Annotated in this window: 15 protein-coding genes; 5 read left to right on the top strand and 10 right to left on the bottom strand. The window is 44.8% G+C overall.

The features are described from left to right. Positions 1–19 precede the first annotated feature (19 nt). Together lgt and hprK are read right to left on the bottom strand one after the other, a co-directional pair. Positions 20–832: a prolipoprotein diacylglyceryl transferase gene (gene lgt / locus FQV26_RS16955; RefSeq protein WP_146559064.1), complete on the bottom strand. Its 813-nt coding sequence runs from the start codon at positions 830–832 to the stop codon at positions 20–22. Between the two features lie 21 nt (positions 833–853). Then, complete coding sequence (gene hprK, locus FQV26_RS16960) at positions 854–1780, bottom strand: HPr(Ser) kinase/phosphatase (protein WP_146559066.1); 927 nt, start codon at positions 1778–1780, stop codon at positions 854–856. Between the two features lie 168 nt (positions 1781–1948). Here hprK and FQV26_RS16965 point away from each other — a divergent pair, with 168 nt between their 5' ends. The 3 genes from FQV26_RS16965 to FQV26_RS16975 all read left to right on the top strand — a co-directional run bounded on the left by FQV26_RS16965 (position 1949) and on the right by FQV26_RS16975 (position 5011). Further along, a complete protein-coding gene (locus tag FQV26_RS16965) occupies positions 1949–2503 on the top strand; it encodes an N-acetylmuramoyl-L-alanine amidase family protein (RefSeq protein WP_146559068.1) in 555 nt (184 codons plus the stop codon). Positions 2504–2606: 103 nt separating this feature from the next. Next, complete coding sequence (locus tag FQV26_RS16970; protein ID WP_146559070.1) at positions 2607–4553, top strand: elongation factor G; 1947 nt, start codon at positions 2607–2609, stop codon at positions 4551–4553. A 32-nt stretch (positions 4554–4585) separates the two neighbouring features. Then, the gene (locus FQV26_RS16975) at positions 4586–5011 is read left to right on the top strand and encodes a DUF1801 domain-containing protein (RefSeq protein ID WP_146559071.1); all 426 of its coding nucleotides are present in this window, start codon (positions 4586–4588) and stop codon (positions 5009–5011) included. A 38-nt stretch (positions 5012–5049) separates the two neighbouring features. Here FQV26_RS16975 and FQV26_RS16980 read toward each other — a convergent pair whose 3' ends face one another. The 6 genes from FQV26_RS16980 to FQV26_RS17005 all read right to left on the bottom strand — a co-directional run bounded on the left by FQV26_RS16980 (position 5050) and on the right by FQV26_RS17005 (position 13514). After that, entirely contained in the window at positions 5050–6282 is a 1233-nt protein-coding gene (locus FQV26_RS16980; RefSeq protein WP_186760031.1) for a M20/M25/M40 family metallo-hydrolase, read from the bottom strand. A gap of 21 nt (positions 6283–6303) precedes the next feature. Next, complete coding sequence (locus FQV26_RS16985; RefSeq protein ID WP_146559073.1) at positions 6304–6753, bottom strand: potassium channel family protein; 450 nt, start codon at positions 6751–6753, stop codon at positions 6304–6306. A gap of 112 nt (positions 6754–6865) precedes the next feature. Beyond that, positions 6866–8038: a DUF4097 family beta strand repeat-containing protein gene (locus FQV26_RS16990; protein WP_146559075.1), complete on the bottom strand. Its 1173-nt coding sequence runs from the start codon at positions 8036–8038 to the stop codon at positions 6866–6868. A gap of 100 nt (positions 8039–8138) precedes the next feature. Further along, positions 8139–11021 carry an excinuclease ABC subunit UvrA gene (gene uvrA / locus FQV26_RS16995; RefSeq protein ID WP_146559077.1) on the bottom strand — a complete coding sequence of 961 codons (2883 nt, stop codon included), beginning with the start codon at positions 11019–11021 and terminating at the stop codon, positions 8139–8141. Between the two features lie 6 nt (positions 11022–11027). Then, positions 11028–13010, bottom strand: coding sequence for an excinuclease ABC subunit UvrB (gene uvrB, locus FQV26_RS17000; RefSeq protein ID WP_146559079.1), 1983 nt, complete (start codon positions 13008–13010; stop codon positions 11028–11030). Positions 13011–13271: 261 nt separating this feature from the next. Further along, positions 13272–13514: an IDEAL domain-containing protein gene (locus FQV26_RS17005; protein WP_146559081.1), complete on the bottom strand. Its 243-nt coding sequence runs from the start codon at positions 13512–13514 to the stop codon at positions 13272–13274. A gap of 177 nt (positions 13515–13691) precedes the next feature. On the opposite strand from FQV26_RS17005, the gene FQV26_RS17010 reads away from it, so the two are divergent. Then, the gene (locus FQV26_RS17010; RefSeq protein ID WP_146559083.1) at positions 13692–14246 is read left to right on the top strand and encodes a competence protein ComK; all 555 of its coding nucleotides are present in this window, start codon (positions 13692–13694) and stop codon (positions 14244–14246) included. A gap of 280 nt (positions 14247–14526) precedes the next feature. Here FQV26_RS17010 and FQV26_RS17015 read toward each other — a convergent pair whose 3' ends face one another. Then, on the bottom strand, positions 14527–16143 hold the full coding sequence (locus tag FQV26_RS17015) for an ABC1 kinase family protein (RefSeq protein ID WP_146559085.1): 1617 nt from the start codon (positions 16141–16143) through the stop codon (positions 14527–14529). Between the two features lie 102 nt (positions 16144–16245). Here FQV26_RS17015 and FQV26_RS17020 point away from each other — a divergent pair, with 102 nt between their 5' ends. Beyond that, on the top strand, positions 16246–17022 hold the full coding sequence (locus tag FQV26_RS17020) for an enoyl-CoA hydratase-related protein (protein ID WP_146559087.1): 777 nt from the start codon (positions 16246–16248) through the stop codon (positions 17020–17022). Between the two features lie 42 nt (positions 17023–17064). Here the strand turns inward: FQV26_RS17020 and FQV26_RS17025 are convergent, their stop codons facing one another. Continuing rightward, a complete protein-coding gene (locus tag FQV26_RS17025) occupies positions 17065–19041 on the bottom strand; it encodes a S9 family peptidase (RefSeq protein ID WP_146559089.1) in 1977 nt (658 codons plus the stop codon). Positions 19042–19100 lie beyond the last annotated feature (59 nt).

Consider the following 19100-nt stretch of genomic DNA (forward strand, 5'->3'; position numbering starts at 1 on the left):
CAGATCGCTCATTTCTTGATTATTTGTCTTTATATCGTGGCGGATTTTTAATTGCTGCACGGCGGTAAACAATGAATACCACCGCGATGATGATGGCGACTACTGAGACCAGCTGTGCAGCACGAAGTTCACCAACTACGTACAAGCTGTCCGTCCGCATGCCTTCGATAAAGAAACGTCCAACAGAATACCAAATCATATAGAAGAAAAATAATTCCCCGCGTACCAAATTGACTTTCCGAAGCAACAGCAAAATGATGATGCCTACAAGACTCCACATGGATTCATACAAGAAAGTCGGATGGTAATAAGCGCCATCTATGTACATGTGATTAATGATCCAATCCGGAATGAACAGATTCTCCAGGAAGGTACGGGACACTTCGCCGCCATGGGCTTCCTGATTAATGAAATTACCCCACCGGCCAATCGCTTGGCCGATTAAAATACTTGGCGCTAAAATATCTGCTACTTTTAAAAATGAAGTATTGCGTTTTTTAGTAAATACATAAGCAACAATCACTGATGCAATCAATGCCCCATGAATCGCGATGCCGCCATTCCAAATAGCGATCACATCACCTAAATTATTTCTGTAATGCTCCCACTCGAACGCCACATAATAAATGCGGGCACCGACAATCGCCAACGGCACCGCCCAAATCAGTAAATCAGTTAAATATTCGGGATGCAAACCCCGTTTGACCATTTCACGCTGCCCCACCAAAAAGGCAATGACAATCCCTGCAGCAATGATAACACCATACCAGCGTACGGTTATCGGACCGAGCGAAAAAGCGATTGGGTCTATTGTAGCCAGTAATGAAAACATTTCGTGCACCTTCCTATTCGCTTAGTTTGTATCCTGTGCAATAACGTCATTTAAACGCTTTGAAAATTCTTCAGCAGCATTGATGCCCATCCGCTTCAATCGATAGTTCATCGCAGCAACTTCTATAATGACGGATAAATTTCGCCCAGGACGAACAGGAATTGTCAGCTTTGTCAGATGCGTATCAATAATTTTCATCTTTTCTTCTTCAAGTCCAAGACGGTCATAGGTTTTATCCTGATCCCAAATCTCCAGATCGATAACCAAGGATATACGTTTGAACGTCCGAATAGCGCTTGCTCCAAACAAAGTCATAATATCGATGATTCCGACTCCTCGAATTTCGAGCAAGTGCTCTATCAGTTTTGGAGAATGGCCGACCAATGTATTCTCGCCTTCCTGATGTATTTCCACACAATCATCTGCCACCAGACGATGTCCTTTTTTGACAAGTTCCAGCGCTGTTTCACTTTTACCGACACCGCTTTTTCCTGTCAGCAAAACGCCTACACCGTAAATATCAACAAGCACACCATGGATGGCCGTTGTCGGTGCCAATTGGCTTTCTAAAAAATTTGTTAGTAAACTGGAAAAGCGCGTTGTTGACATTGGAGTGGTCATAACTGGAACATGACGGCTGCTTGAAGCAATAACCAATTCTTCCGGAACTGGAACACCGTGCGAAACGATAATGGCCGGTGTATCGTCGGTGCATAGTTTCATCATACGGTCCAGCCGCTCTTCCGGTAATAGCATGGAAAAAAAAGAAAGCTCGGTTTTGCCGAGCAGCTGTACACGGTTTGCCGGATAATGAGTAAAATAGCCGGCCATTTCCAAACCGGGTCTTGAAATATCGCTGATTGGAATATGGCGGCCGATGCCTTCTTCGCCGCTGATCAAATCCAGCTCGAACATTTCCATCACTTGTTTCGTTGTTACTTGTCCCATTTTGTTACCCCTCATTCCTTATCCACGCATTATTTCGAATTTTCATCGAAGTTGTTCTTTTTACATGCGGTTTGCTTTTATTTTAACATGGAAAAAATAAATTTGAAGATTTTTGTCCCCATTCCAGGTTCCTCCTGCTATATAAACGGCAAAAGGAGGTTTTTTATAATGAAGATCATGATTGATGCCGGACACGGTCCGGAGACAGCTGGAAAGCGTTCACCGGATGGACGGCTCCGAGAATTCCAGTTTAACTCTGCGGTTGCAAAAGAAGTTAAAGATCGCTTGATCCTGGATGGCCATAGTGTTTTCTTCAGTCATCAAAACGATTTGGACGTTCCGCTGCATGAACGCACAAAACTCGCAAATCGTTTGAAAGTGGACATCTTCATTTCCATTCACGCAAATGCATCTGGTCAAACTTTCAACTCTGCACATGGTTTGGAAACCTTTATCTACAGCAATCCACAGCAGGCAACCCGCAAACTTGCAACCAGGGTTCAAAGCTCTCTTGTCCAGGTGACAGGCCGCAAAGACCGCGGAGTCAAACAAGGCGATTTTGCAGTTTTGCGGGATACTCACATGCCAGCCATACTTGTGGAATGCGGCTTTATGACCCATAAACAAGAAGTCGAATTACTTAAATCGGCTGTTTACCGAAAACGCTGTGCCCTCGGCATCTGTTTCGGCATTGCTTGCTTTGAAGCAAGCCATTCATTATGACGTATTAACTCAATTACTCCTCGACGTGGACGCCTTCAGGGCTTTCACGTTTTTCTTATTGTCGGCTATTAATTCTGCTAAACTGAAGTTAAGAGGTGACATCATGAACAAAACCATCGGAATTCTTGCGCATGTCGATGCCGGCAAAACGACTTTTTCAGAACAGTTGCTCTATCATACAAAAAGCATTCGCCAGCGTGGCCGAGTCGATCATCAAAGCGCTTTTCTAGACAGTCACGCCATTGAAAAAAGCCGCGGCATTACAATTTTCGCCGACCAAGCCAGCTTTACTTTCAACGGATCAACTTATTTTCTCATTGATACGCCAGGACATGTCGACTTTTCTCCGGAAATGGAACGCTCGATTCAAGTCATGGATTACGCCATTATTCTTATCAGTGCGGTTGACGGCATTGAGGGACATACTGAAACCGTATGGCAGCTTCTTCAAAAACATAAAGTGCCGGTTTTTTTCTTCATTAATAAAACCGATCGTGAAGGAGCCGATCCTGCAGGCGTACTAGAGGAAATTCGCTCGAACTTTACAAAGGATGCGTTTGATCTTACTGCATTCTCAACAAGCGGGAGCATGAATGAAGAACTGATTGAATTTATCGCTGAACGAAACGAAGAATTACTGAATCTGTACTTGGATGCCGGGTACCAAGAAGGTCTTTGGCTGAAGGCAGCCCAAAGAATGATTGAAACTAATCAACTCTTTCCCTGCGCCAGTGGGTCCGCGCTGCAGGATATTGGCGTACTCGAGTTTCTGATACAGCTCGACCAGTTGACAGTCAGCAATTATTCAGCAAACGAAGAATTCGGAGCTCAAATCTACAAAATCCGCCATGACGAAAACGGCAACCGGATCTGTTACTTGAAAGCTTTCAGTGGAACCCTCCAGGTTCGTGACAAATTATCATATGGTCCAGAACGGATTCAGGAAAAAGTGACGCAAATCCGCATGTACAACGGCCATAAATTCCAGACAGTTGAACAGGCACAGGCGGGCGAACTGTTTGGGATTGCTGGATTGACAGAAGCGTCTATTGGCGATACCCTCGGTGTCTTACAGGAAAAAACTACTTTTGACGTAGTTCCTACATTAAAATCAACTGTTCTTTTTGATTCTTCCTTCAATGCAAAAGAAGTGCTAGCCAGTTTCAAAATTCTTGGTGCCGAAGATCCTTCCTTATCCGTTTTCTGGGATGAATATTTCCAAAAAATCCAGATCCAAGTTATGGGAACTATTCAATTGGAGGTTTTGGCGCAAGTGCTGCCCGAACGCTTCGGGCAGACGGTCCGATTTGGAAAACCTGAAATTCTGTATAAAGAAACCCTTGAGTTTCCGGTCATCGGGTACGGCCACTTTGAACCGCTTCGTCATTATGCGGAAGTTCATCTTAAGTTGGAGCCCGGCGAACGCGGCAGCGGCTTTCAAGTGGCTAATGCCTGTCATGCTGACGCTTTATCTGTCGGCCACCAAAACCTTATCCTGCATCATCTGACCGAACGCGTCCACCATGGTTTGCTGACCGGCTCTCCTGTCACGGATATGAAAGCTACTCTAGTAACCGGACGCGGACATAACCAACACACTTCAGGCGGCGACTTCCGAGAGGCCTCTTTCCGTGCACTTCGCCAAGGATTGGAAAAAGCACAAAATCGTTTACTCGAACCCATGTACCGCTTCAAGATTAAAGTGGATCTTGAGCAAATGGGGAAAGTGCTATCAGACATTCAACAAGCATATGGAAAATTTGATGCGCCTGAAACAAAGGATGGAAAAACAATGATAACGGGTCGTGTACCGGTCGCGACATTTATGAATTACAGCACTGAATTTGCATCTTTCACTCACGGCAAAGGTGTGCTTAGCCTGTTATTTGATGGCTATGATTTCTGTCATAATCAAGAGGAAGTAATCGATCTTATTGGCTATGTGAAAACTGCGGATCCCCTGTATACCTCTACCTCCATTTTTTGTGCTAAAGGCCAGGGCTATAAAGTTCCTTGGGATGAAGCCGAGAAAGCGATGCATTGTTTGTAAAACCATATTCTAAAGAAAAGAGGGATAACGGTATGTACGAGCAAAAAACAAGAGAAACAGATGCTGATGTGATTCAATTCCTTGAATCAGTCGAACATCCTAAAAAGCGACAGGATGCCTATAGATTACTTGAACTATTTGAACAGACAAGCGGTTTTCCAGCTAGAATGTGGGGATCCAGCATTATTGGATTCGGGTCCTACCATTATGTGTATAAAACTGGTCACGAAGGTAACGCACCACTTGTCGGTTTTTCGCCACGCAAAGCGAAGATCAGCCTGTATTTCGCAACAGGCGATGAAGACCGGGGTCCCTTGCTTGAGAAATTCGGAAAACATACCAGCGGAAAAGGCTGCGTCTATATCAATAAAGTCGAAGATGTGGATTTGGATGTACTGAAGCAATTAATCAGAAAATCAATTGATTTTCTACAAGAGCTCTATCCCGAAATAAAATAAAACGGACAGCCCTATGATGGCTGTCCGTTTTTTGTTTTCTAAAGCAACGGCGGGCTGACTTTTTCTACTCCAACCAACCCCAAAATTGTCATTAAACTTTTTTGGATAGCCAAATGACCATTTTTAGGGTCATGCCATTCTTCCAAAGTATGTGCCTTGTCAAACTCTCCACCCAACCCTATGGTGATGGCCGGTATTCCGATACTCATCGGATAATTGGCATCGGTGCTGCTCGGTTCCTTCAATTGTGGTTCTGCCCCAAGTGCCCGAATTGCAGCGCTTGCCACCTGCACAATCGGCTCATCAGCTGATTGGCTTGCGGGTGGACGGTTGCCGAAACGGTCGGTTTCGACGCGCAGGCGATCATCGCCCCAACGTGCATTTTCAGCTTGAGCTGCCTCTTCCACGATTGCCAAAAAGCGCTCTTCCAATTTGTCCAGCTCGTGTTGATCATTAGAGCGGAGATCAACTAGCATAGACGCTTCCTGTGCAATGGCGTTGACCGATGTGCCGCCGGAAATCTGTCCGATTGAAAAAGTTGTTTTGGGTTGATCCGGCGTTTCTAGGTCAGCAATGGCAGCCATCGCTCTACCCAGAGCATGTGTAGCACTCGGGGTGCCGAAAGCTGCAAAGCTGTGGCCTCCCGGACCTTTGTATGTAACTTTGTAGCGATAACTGCCCGTAGCTAAATACGTAATGAAATTATAGCCTGGACCATCCAGCGAAAGAAAAGCATCAATGTCTTCATGTTCCGTAAAGAAAGCCTTTACACCACGTAAATCACCGGCACCCTCCTCGCCGACTGTTCCGCCAAAAATGATGTCTCCGCTATTTTTAATTTCCGCCTCGTTAAATGCTCTCACAACTGCCAACAACTCAGCCAGCCCGCGGGTATCGTCTCCGATTCCAGGTGCATGAAGCACACCTTCCCTATCATGGACAGTCGTGTCGGTACCCTCCGGAAAGACTGTATCCAAGTGAGCCGATACAAAGATTTTCGGACCCTGGCCTTGTCCTTTACGCAATCCATACGCATTCCCTTCGTTATCCATGCGAACATCTTCTAAACCAAGATCCTCAAGACGTTCCATGAAGTTTTGGGCACGCCGCTGTTCCTTAAAAGGTGGAGCTGGAATTTCTGTTAAGGCAATCTGTTCCTCGATTGTCCGCTGATGATCCTGTTCAATAAATGCAAGAGCCTGCTGAATCGCAGTGTCATTTAGCAATTCGTCAAAAGCTTCTTTTACAGTAGCAGCATTATTTTTGTTCACACGATCTCCTCCTGATTTCGGTCAATTTTCTTCACTTTTTTTATCGCTTCGATTTCCTTGTCCTTCTTTTTCATGCATACCCATTTCATCGAACGCTTTAACAAAATAAGCAGACGGCAAAAGCAATCCTAATGCTGCTTGAACAATAGCAAAAAAGCGGGCATAGCCCATCGGCACATAATCTCCATAACCGATGGATAGTATCGTCACTCCACTAAAGTATAAATAATCCCAAAAATTTTCTCCCGCTCTTCTCCCTGATTCATCATTAAGCCTTAAGACGTCGTTGTTAAAAGCCAGAAGATAATAAATGACAGCAAATCCGAAAGTAACTACCGTCATGATGAGAAATAGCTTCGTAAATAATGAAGTATGAATATAACTTTCTTTATGCTGTTGATTTGTAAAGAAGTAATACAGATTGAGCAGCATCAGAAGAATTGTGAACCCGACCAAAATAGAAGCTATCATATCCCAAAACCTTTCTTTTATTCACATCGTAAAATAAAAACCACAAAAACACCAACTATGTGAATCCAAAAAAAAGCCAGCACAACTTACCCGTGCCGGCTAAAGGAATGTCTTATTCAATTGTTAAGTACCGAAGAAGAACGGAACCTGTTTTGGTTTCTCCATAAACCAATAATGGAGCAGCAGCCGGTTCAGTCCCCTGTTTAGAGAACCGGATCGATTTTTGCATAAATTGTCCTTGCTCGTGCGTGCTGTCAATATCCGATAGCAATACATCCATTTTGCCAAGGTTTGAAGAAACTTCGCCTTTTAACGGCAGATGAGACGGAATATAAAGCTCAATGTTCCCTGCTAAAGTTTTTGTTTCAAGCTTGCGTGCTTCTTTGCAGCGCGTCGTCGCAACAATATTGCCATTTAGCGATTTGGAAACGATTGTCTGAATATCGCCGTCAATATAAATGCGGCCATTCAAAGTTTCCGCCTCTAAGACCTTGCCTTTTGTTTCCTGGACGTGGATCGCACCATTGGCCGTTTCCAGTTCTGCATCATCAAACTCTGCATGCTTTAAATCAATTTTGCCGTTTGCCGTTTTCACTTTGATCAAAGAAGCATCAATCCGTTTCATCGTGAACCCACCGTTGAATAACCGGGCAGTGATGTGTTCGTAAGAAGCTTCCGGAACATAAAGAACGACGTTAACTTGAGTGGTCTTCAAGTCACTGATAATCCGTAATTTGTGGTCATCTGCAATAAATACAAATTTGTCCAGGAAATCCTCTTTCGCTTGAGCAGGCGACTCTGAACGGTATGCCTTAACACTGCATTCTGCACGCAGCAGTCCATCCTGTGAGGGGAAAATTTCCAATTGCCCATTGGCAATATCTGCAATGATCGTATTCAAGTCTGTCATTTCATCTGTAAATGTATGGCTGAATTGAACTGCTTCACCAAACGGCGAGTCGAATTCCATTGTCTTTAATTTGCCGACGGAAGATTGCATAAAGTCCATCATCCGGCTGCCCATATCGTTAAAGTCACGGGAAACATTTTTCGAGACATTTTTTGAAACGTTCTTCGAAAAATCTTTCGACACTTTTTTCACAATATCTTCCGGTCTGAAAAATCCGCGCTTGCTCGCCTTGTCTCTATGATTGTTGCGGCCATAATTTGGTTCATTCGGAGAAGAACTGCTGCCATCTATAGCGCGCAGCAACTCTACCGCTTCCCGCGCTGAAATCGTACCGTTCTCAACCATGTCCAAAATGCGTTCTTTTTCGCTTTGCATGTATTGTGGCCTCCTCATTGTCTGTGTGCAAGGCAGCTAAAGCTCCCTTGCTCCAACAGATCTTTTCTTCTAATTGATACGTTTGCCAGCTCAAAAAGTTTCACTTAACTACTTTTTTTCGGCGGCTGGCGCCTTTAACCTTAGCATCCATGCGCGCTCGGTCACGCTCAAGGATCGGTTTAAGGTACTTACCGGTATAAGAATTTTCAACAGCTGCAATTTCCTCAGGGGTGCCACTAGCCAAAATTGTTCCGCCTTTGTCTCCGCCTTCCGGCCCCAAATCGATAATGTGGTCCGCTGTCTTGATGACATCCAAGTTGTGTTCAATCGTCAAGACAGTATCTCCGTTATCAACAAGACGCTGCAACACTAGCAGCAAACGGGAAATATCATCGGCATGAAGGCCAGTCGTCGGTTCATCCAGGATATAGAAAGACTTGCCGTTAGAACGCTTGTGAAGTTCTGATGCCAGCTTAACGCGCTGCGCTTCACCTCCGGATAAGGTTGTCGCGGGTTGTCCCAACGTGAGATATCCTAAGCCAACGTCCACGATTGTCTTCAGTTTGCGGCTGATTTTTGGAATGTTCTCAAAAAATACAGATGCATCTTCTGCTGTCATATCCAGTATATCCGAAATGCTTTTGTTCTTATACTTCACTTCCAAAGTTTCCCGGTTATAGCGTTTACCATGGCATATTTCACAAGGTACATAAACATCCGGAAGGAAATGCATTTCTATTTTTATAATACCATCTCCACGGCAAGCTTCACAGCGACCGCCCTTGACATTGAAGCTGAATCGCCCTTTTTTATAGCCGCGGACTTTTGCTTCATTGGTCGTAGCGTAAACATCACGGATGTCATCAAACACACCCGTGTAAGTTGCAGGGTTCGACCGGGGTGTCCGTCCGATTGGGGACTGGTCGATATCAATGACTCTTTCCAGTCCTTCTGTCCCTTCTATTGAATCGAAATGGCCGGGTTTAGCTTTGGCCCGGTTCAATCGATGCGCAAGTGTCTTGTAAAGAATCTCATTGATGAGTGTACTTTTGCCGGAACCTGAGACACCTGTCACTGCTGTAAACAAACCAAGCGGGATATCAACATCCACTTTCTTCAGGTTATTCTGATTGGCGCCACGGATAGAAATTTTACGGTCGTTCGGTGCTCTTCTTTCAGCTGGCAGCGGAATAAACTTTTTACCGCTCAAGTATTGTCCAGTTAAAGACTTTTTGTTTTTCATCACTTTCTCTGGTGTTCCTGCAGCGATGATTTCACCGCCATGAACCCCTGCTCCCGGTCCGACATCGATTAAGTAATCAGCTGCAAGCATCGTATCTTCGTCATGCTCCACTACGATTAAGGTATTGCCGATATCGCGCATACTTTTCAGCGTTTCAATCAAGCGATCATTGTCCCGCTGATGCAATCCAATCGATGGTTCGTCGAGAATATACAATACACCGGTAAGCCTCGAACCGATTTGAGTTGCCAAACGAATGCGCTGGGCTTCTCCTCCGGACAGAGTTCCTGATGCCCGGTTCAGAGTTAGGTAATCAAGCCCAACATTAACCAGGAAGCCGATGCGTTCCTGGATTTCCCGTAAAATCAATTTGGCAATCTGCATATCTTTTTCGGATAGTTTCAATTGGTCGAAAAATTGGTTGGCTTCGATAATGGAAAACTCAGAAACTGTTCCAATGTGAAGTCCGTTTACTTTTACAGCCAAGGTTTCCGGCTTCAGACGGTAGCCTTCACAAACTGCACAAGGCTGCTCCCCCATGTATTTTTCCATTTGATCACGGATATAATCAGACGAGGTCTCCCGGTAGCGGCGGTCGACATTGGACAGTACGCCTTCAAAATGAATGTGGTTGTCCCGAATCTGGCCATAATCGTTTTCATAGCGGAAACGGATTTTGTCATTTCCGGAGCCGCGCATGATGATATTGATATGTTCTTCCGGCAAATCACTGACAGGTACATCCATATCAATCTTGTAATGTTTGCAGATCGCTTTTAATAATTGTGGATAATACTGCGAACTGGTTGGCTGCCAAGGAACGATGGCCCCCTTATTGAGAGATACGGACCAATCCGGTATCACCAAATCCGGATCGACTTCCAGCTTCATTCCAAGACCGTCACATTCTGGACAGGCTCCGAAAGGCGAGTTAAACGAAAACATTTTCGGTTCTAACTCTCCAATGGAAAATCCGCAGACTGGACATGCGTGATGTTCACTAAACAGCAATTCTTCCTGTTCCATGACATCGATCAACACACGGCCTTCCCCTAAGCGCAAAGCAGATTCAAGCGAATCGCTTAGTCGGGGAGCAATATTTTCTTTCATAACAATCCGGTCGATGACTACTTCGATTGAGTGCTTTTTATTTTTATCAAGCGTAATATCGTCGTCTAAGTCAATCAATGCTCCGTTAACCCGAACCCGAACATAGCCTTGTTTTTTGATATCTTCCAGCAACTTTACATGCGTGCCTTTACGACCGGAAACAATCGGCGCCAAAATCTGCATCTTTGTACGTTCCGGATATACAAGTAGGCGATCGACCATTTCTTCAATCGTCTGCGATGAAATCTCAATGCCGTGATTCGGACAGATAGGTTTTCCGATGCGCGCGTACATTAACCGCATATAGTCATAAATTTCCGTTACCGTGGCCACAGTGGAACGTGGATTTTTGCTGGTGGTTTTCTGATCAATCGAGATAGCCGGCGATAAGCCCTCTATCAAATCGACATCCGGCTTGTCCATCTGTCCTAAAAACTGGCGGGCATAGGAAGATAATGATTCTACATAACGCCGCTGTCCTTCTGCATAGATTGTATCGAATGCCAGTGAAGATTTACCGGAACCTGATAATCCAGTCATTACGACAAGTTTGTCACGCGGAATAACAACGTCAATATTTTTTAAATTATGCGCACGTGCGCCTTGTATCCGTATTTCTTGATTTTTCAATTTCCATCATCCTTCCGCTTTCAATTCAAGCACTGTATCGCGCAGTTCTGCAGCCCGTTCGAAATCGAGTGCTTTAGCTGCTTCTTTCATTTCTGTTTCAAGCAGAGTAACTAGCTTCATGCGATCTTCTTTGTTGAGCTTTTTGCCGGATACTGCTTTTGAAACATATTCTTCCGACTCTTCCGCTGCGGCAGTTGCACGGATCACATCACGGATTTTCTTCTGTATCGTAATTGGCGTAATGCCATGTTTTTCATTGTATTCAGCTTGTATGGTACGGCGGCGTGTCGTTTCATCCATCGCTTTTTGCATGGAATCCGTCACTCTGTCAGCATACATGATGACGTGGCCATTTGCGTTTCTGGCTGCACGTCCCATTGTCTGAATGAGCGATCGTTCAGAGCGCAGGAAGCCTTCTTTGTCGGCGTCCAAAATTGTCACCAGCGAGACTTCCGGAATATCCAGTCCTTCACGCAGCAGGTTGATGCCGACTAGTACATCGTAAACGCCCATCCGCAGCTCCCTGATGATTTCAATCCGTTCCAGTGTCTTGATTTCGGAGTGCAGGTAATTGACTTTAATGCCGGCATCTTTCAAATAAGCAGTTAAATCTTCGGACATTTTTTTGGTCAAAGTTGTAACCAATACACGTTCGTTGTTTTCCGCACGCTGACGGATTTCGTACATCAAATCATCTATTTGGCCTTCAATCGGCCGAATTTCAATAGTGGGGTCAAGCAAGCCAGTCGGCCGGATGATCTGCTCCACCATTTCCGGTGTGTGTTCCATTTCGTAAGGCCCAGGCGTGGCCGATACAAATACAGCCTGGCTGATATGTTCTTCAAACTCATCAAACGTCAACGGACGATTATCCATTGCCGAAGGCAATCGGAAACCGTAATCGACCAGTACTTTTTTCCTCGCTTGGTCACCATTGAACATGCCGCGAACTTGCGGCAGCGTCACGTGGCTTTCATCCACTACCAACAGAAAATCTTCAGGGAAGTAATCGATCAATGTATAGGGCTGAGCGCCTGGCGGACGAAGAGTCAAATGGCGTGAATAATTTTCAATGCCGGAGCAAAAGCCCATTTCCCGCATCATTTCCAAATCATATCGCGTGCGCTGTTCAAGCCGCTGAGCTTCCAGCAACTTGTCTTCCGCCCGCATTTCCTTCAAGCGCGCTTCTAATTCTTCTTCAATATTTGCAATGGCTTTAACCATCTTATCTTCACGTGTAACGAAGTGGGAAGCCGGGAAGATAGCGACGTGTTCACGTTCACCAATAATCTCGCCGGTCAGGGCGTCCACTTCGCGGATGCGGTCTATTTCATCACCAAAAAATTCAACACGCAGGCATCTTTCATCGCGAGAGGCCGGGAAAATCTCAACGACGTCTCCACGTACTCGGAAAGTTCCTCGAATAAAATTGATGTCATTGCGCTCATACTGAACGTCGACTAATTTCCGCAATAGCTGATTGCGTTCAATCTCCATTCCTTTACGGAGAGAAACGACCAGTTCCCGATATTCTTTTGGAGAACCGAGGCCATAGATGCAGGAAACCGAAGCGATGACAATGACGTCATCCCGTTCGAATAACGAACTGGTAGCGGAGTGTCGCAGCTTATCGATTTCATCATTGATGCTGGCATCTTTTTCAATGAACGTATCCGATTGCGGCACATAAGCCTCCGGCTGATAGTAATCGTAATAACTAACAAAATACTCAACCGCGTTATCAGGAAAGAATTCCTTGAATTCGCTGTAGAGCTGGCCTGCCAGTGTTTTGTTGTGTGCCATGACAAGTGTTGGTTTCTTCACTTGCTGGATCACATTCGACATGGTATAGGTTTTACCTGTACCTGTAGCTCCCAGCAAAGTCTGGCAGCGTTTGCCGTTGATGATGCCTTTTGTCAATTCAGCAATTGCTTGGGGCTGATCACCGGCCGGTTCATAAGGAGCTTGAAGATTGAATTCCTGTTTCATGATAAGACGTCCTTCCGTTAGTTCGTTACTTCTACTTTAACATATGCCCTAAAAAACCACTAACAAAAAGCGAACGTATGTTTTTTATGTGAAGACAAATAAAAAAAGCTGTAGGTCGCACGATTTCAGCCAGACTATACCTATTTGGAAAGCAAGAGAGTTAGGCTTTTCGCAGAATACCATTTCTGTTTTGCCGGAAAAACAAAAAAGGAAATTGGATTGAATCCAATTTCCTTTTTCTCGGCTATAGTTAAAAGCCCTTTATTCCGTTTCTTCGTGCTTTAAGGATTGTAGTTGAGCGGCATATATAGTGAAAGCTTTTTGGTCATGATTATCCAGGGCTTCATCGATTAGGGTCATAAGCTGTGCTTCTTGTTGGGAACGGTGAACATGCTTTAAGAACAGATCCAAATAAATATCGTTCAGCAGTTTTTCCGCTTCCGTAATTTTTTTTGTTTGAGCCATCGCTTTCATGAAATCAGCATAAGAATAATAGTTTTCCATTCTTCTTCACCCCGAATGCTTTTCATTAGTATACATTAAAGGGTGAGAATAAATCAATAACTATTTGAAAATTCCGATGAAATAGAAAAAATTTTATTTTCAATCTAATGCGCATTGCGAAATTTCCATTTTTTATTATAATAAGGTATGTAAAGTAAATTTAGGGGGTTAATCTTCATGAGCAAAAAGAACCATAGAGCATTATCGTACACAATTTGTGCAAACACGTATGCCCTTTTACCCTACACAGACGGTCATCGCACCTGGATGCGAGTAATTGAAGACCGCAGTGAATTTGTAGTTGAAGAAGCGGTTTACAAGACGGTTACAACTTCCTGCCGGTTTTATCGGGCTTCATTGGAAAGTGCCACACTCTATGCTCAAAAAGCGGTCGGTGTGAAGCACAAGCCCCCAATTATTATTGGCGAATACTACGGCAATCCACTTATCTTCTTTCCGACACACTCTCCAAAGAATAAGGAATGCGTCTGGTTTAATTATGATGCCATTGATCTGATCGAGAGCGACAGCACCGGGAAAGGCAGCATTATTTATTTGAGCAATAGTGAAACGGTTTATCTGGATGTCTCGCCCATCGCTTTGCGCAATCAACATTCTTTTGCCGGTTCCTTACGCCGCTATTTTAAGAAAGCGCAGCGTGTCCATAATCATCCAATGGCTTATGTAACGAAACGAACATTCCCTCCACGGAAACAGCAGCCTCTCGATTGAGTAATTTGCTCATGCCGGGGCTAACTCATCCCGAAAAGCTTTATCCCCATTGCCGCGCAGCCTTTTCATATGGTGTCTCTGCATATGGATCTTCAGTTTCTTCAACTTTTTCTGCACATTTTTCTGCTCCATCACCCTTCTATGGATAAAGCTGGTTTCGAAAAAAACTAAGTGCATCTAAAACAAAAAGAGTCTCCATCCGAAGTCAAAATAACTGACTACAGGCGGCAACTCTTTTTTGCTGGCCATATTCCAACCCTTAAAGGCGAGTCTGTTTTTTTTATTTAATCGACCGATAAACCCATAAAGAACCGACGAAAAATACCGACGAAACCCATAGATAGGGTTCATTCCAAAACCATACCGATACTGAAATCCCAGTAAATGAAAGGATGGTAAAAATTCCAGCAAACATCCGGGATTGCAGATCACGCCGATATTCCCGTTCCCGGCCATCCCGATTTTCGAGATAGCGCCGCATACGTTCCGGCTCTTCCAAGTAATTGATGACTTTCTGAGGAAACACCCGGAGAGGCCCGGAAGCGTTCAGAACCCAGCGCAGCACATCTTCTTTCCCGAAGATGCCCTTGCCTTCTTTTTGTGAAGAAGCCCATTCCAATATTCTCGGACGGGCAAGTGCTAATAAATCGACATTGGGGTCCAGTACATGAAGAACACCAACAAAGATGGAAGCAGCGCGACCGAAAAAGGCGAATTCTGCCGGCAATTGAACCGGCTGCGTCCGGACGATTTCCTGCATATCGTTAAGCAGGCGTTCGACGACAAAACTATCCATTTGAGACAATTCGTTCGATTCATAGGCTGCTACAAGCCGTGAAATCGCATCAGCTAAAATTTCACGGTCTGCCTGCGGCAGTAAAAATCGCAGATCTTCAAGCGCGTCCAACACTTGATCGTAATTCTTGAAAATAATTCCTTCTGCAGCACGCAACACTGCCTGGGAATCCTTTGGGGTTATATTGCCGATCATCCCAAAGTCAATCAGCACAATACCGCCATCCGGTTCCAGCAGAATATTTCCTCCGTGGGGATCTGCATGGAATTGGCCGCCGTATAATACCTGTTCCAAGAATAAGATGAACAACCGCTCTGAAATGGCATGACGGTCTAATTCATTTTTTTCAATGAAAGCCAGATCTGTGATGCGCGCGCCTTCGATCCATTCCATGACCAACACGCGGCGAGTCGTGAATTCATCGAAATACAACGGAATGCGAACCCCTTCCATCGCGTCAAAGCGATCGGCAAAAGCACGGCCATTCTGAAGCTCTTTCAGGAAATTCAATTCGGCACCTATAGTTTCAGTCATTTCCGCATACAATAATTTAAAATCGACTTGTTTAGCATACGGTGTGAATTTTTCAGCCATCCAAATGACAATGCGGATGGCTTTGAAGTCCGCACGCAGAATGCGGTCTGTTCCCGGACGCTGAACTTTGACAGCCACTTCCATGCCATTTTTCAATACGCCTTTATATACTTCACCAATAGAAGCTGAAGCTACTGCAGAATCCGATAAGTGATCCAGGTAATTGGCATGGGGTGTATTCCATTCCTGTTCCAATACAGAGACGATGCTCTTTCTTAGAACGGACGGTACACGGTCTGTCAAACCTTCTAATTCTGCAAGGAAAGAAGGCGGCATGATATCCGCTCGTGTTGACAGGAACTGACCCAGCTTGATCATGAGTCCGCCCAGCTTTAAAGCCAGGTTCTTATATTCTTTTGCTTGCTTCGTAATCATCTCATTCCATCTTTTTTCAACCAGCGGGTTCCAATTGCCACGATTGCGCTTTTGGAAGAACGTCACTTGCAAAAAGATTTTGACTGCCAGCCAGACAATCCGGAAGATGCGGATAAACGTAATTTGATTCATAAGTGCGGTCCCTCCCATGGATTTCATTATAGAGTCTGATGGCGAAATAGTCCAAAAAGTGGTATGTTTTTAACGGATGGAACGACACAAGGGGGATTAAAAATGGACACAATTCATTACGAACAGCGAAACAATTTAGCATTTATCACATTAAATCGTCCCGAAGCATTAAATGCCTTCAATTACGACATGCTTCTCGAACTTGGCCAGGTAGTGGAAGCAATCCGCATCAACCCGGATATCCGCGTCGTCGTATTTACTGGCGCAGGCGAAAAAGCTTTCAGTGTAGGAGCCGACTTGAAGGAACGCAAGAACATGACCGATGATTTGGTCAAACGCAATATTTTCAAAATTGGCGAGGTGTTCTCCACAATCGAAAACCTCCCTCAGCCCACCATCGCTATGATCAATGGCTTTGCGTTCGGAGGCGGCATGGAGTTGGCACTCGCCTGTGATTTCCGGATAACCGCTGATGATACTTTATTAGGGCTGACGGAAACCAGCCTGGGGATTATTCCAGGCGCTGGCGGCACGCAACGGTTGCCTCGCTTAATCGGTGAATCCAAAGCATTGGAACTGATTTTGACCGCTCGTCGCTTGAAATCGGCTGAAGCGCTGGAATATGGTCTAGTAACGCGTGTGGCAGCGCCTGACGAGCTCGCTGAAGTAACAGGAGCCTTTGCCGATTCAATTCTTGCTAACGGACCCATTGCTCTGCAACAGGCAAAATTCGCAATTAAGAATGGCATGAATACAGATTTGCAGACTGGCCTCCACATCGAACGCAAAGCCTACGAAATCACCATACCAACAGAAGACAGGGTCGAAGCACTTGCCGCTTTCGGCGAGAAACGCAAACCTGTATTTAAAGGGAAATAAAAAAAACAGAGCGGCTTTTATCAGCCGCTCTGTTTTTTGTTTTTACAGATATTTTTCCATCCAACCTGTGATCTGCTCTAAACGGGCAAAGCGTAGATTCGGTTTGCCCGTCCGTGACAAATTGTGGTCAGCTTCTGGGAATCGGACAAACTCTGTTTCTTTCCCCATACTCTTCAATGTCACATACAATTGCTCTGATTGCTCGATCGGGCAGCGGTAATCATTTTCGGAATGAAGGATCAGCAGTGGCGTCTCCACATTTTTGGCGTACTTCAATGGCGAGTGCTGCCATAGCTTATCCACATCCGTCATATCTGCACCAATTTGCCAGTCGCTGAAGTAATAGCCAATATCTGAAACGCCGAAGAACGATATCCAGTTAGAAATCGAGCGCTGCGTCACTGCTGCTTTGAAGAGGTTCGAATGACCGACGATCCAATTGGTCATAAAGCCGCCGTAGCTTCCTCCGGTAACTCCAAGGCGATCAGCATCGATCCAATCGTTCGCTTCCACGATTTGATTGACCGAATTCATGATATCTTCGTAATCGCCGCCACCGTAATCGTTGCGGACCGCATCGACGAATTCCTGGCTGTAGCCGTGACTGCCGCGCGGATTGACATAGAGAACACCAAATCCGCGTGCTGCCAGCAATTGCATTTCATGGACAAAGGTGTTTGCATACATTGCATGCGGACCCCCATGAATATTAACGACCAACGGATATTTCTCACCTTCTTGATATCCATATGGTTTAATCAGCCAGCCATGGACCTCCCAGTCTTTTGCACCTTTTGAAATGATAGGTTCTGCCTCAACCAGTTCAGTCTGCTCCAGGAATGCTTGATTGAATGAAGTCAGCACCTGACGCTCACCTGAAGCAATCTTTAGCCGGTACAGTTCTCCGGGATTGATTGGATTGCTGATTGCTGCCACTGCGAATTCGCCATCCTGCGAAACATCATAGCCATAAATATGTTCCATGTCAGGAGACGCCGGGAAAATCATGCCGTCAAGTGAAGCGAAATACAAGCGTACATCACCCATAGTAGACACTTGAAAGTAAAGATGATCATCTTTTGTCCAGACAACCTCCGGTGCACTCGCCCCTTGTTGATGATCCGCCACTACATAATCACCGACAGGTGCATCCAAGCTTTCGGTCAAGCAAATACGGGTTTGTGCTTTCAAATCCGACACAAAAACTTCTGTATGCGTCGCATTTTCATATTGCCGGGTGCTCCCAACAAAAGCTATCTTTGAATCGTCATGCGAAAAAGCTGCACCGCCGAAATAACCTTCTTCTTCTATTAATACTGTTTCTTCTTTTGTATCGATGTCATATAAATAAAGAGGCTGTCGGAATACAAAATCCAGATTCTCTTCACGTGTCACACCATAAATCATTTTCTTTCCATCATGTGATAGGTCTTCCAAGCTGTAATGAAAGTTCCCTTCGGTCAATTGCTCGACTTTCTTTGAAGTGATATCCACTGATCCGATGTGTCGATGAAACTCTTTAGGCAGTAAGCCCATCCCATCCATCTTGTACTTCATTTTATCGACATGATAGGGTTCCGGCAGCTTCTTTTCTTCTTTTTCTTCCTTATCGGTAAAGGTTTTACCTTCTTTTGCCAAGGCATTAAACCAAATTTTTGTTCCGCAAGGAGACCACACAAAGCCATTGATCCCTTTTTCAAAATCAGTCAGTGAACGCGCTTCTCCGCCATCTGCTGAAATTACGAATAATTGATTTTTTTCATCCCGATCCGATAAAAAGGCTACAGCAGTACCATCAGCAGACCACCGCGGCGAACTTACCCGTTCTTTGCCATATGTCCACTGGCTTTGCTGTCCTGTTTCCAGGTCGATATGATGAAGGTGGGATCGATATGTATTTTCTTCCTCATCAATTTGAGTATGAACAAATAACGCTCTTTTTCCGTCCGGTGAAATCCGCGGATCTGTTACTGAAACCAACTCTGCTAAATCGTTAATTTCCATTGCTTTTTTCGCCATTCCATTTCCTCCTCGGATCCGATTATTTCGTAATTCGTAATACTGCTCTTTAACTATAA

The sequence above is a fragment of the Planococcus sp. CPCC 101016 genome (assembly GCF_007859295.1).
Taxonomy (GTDB): Bacteria; Bacillota; Bacilli; order Bacillales_A; family Planococcaceae; genus Planococcus.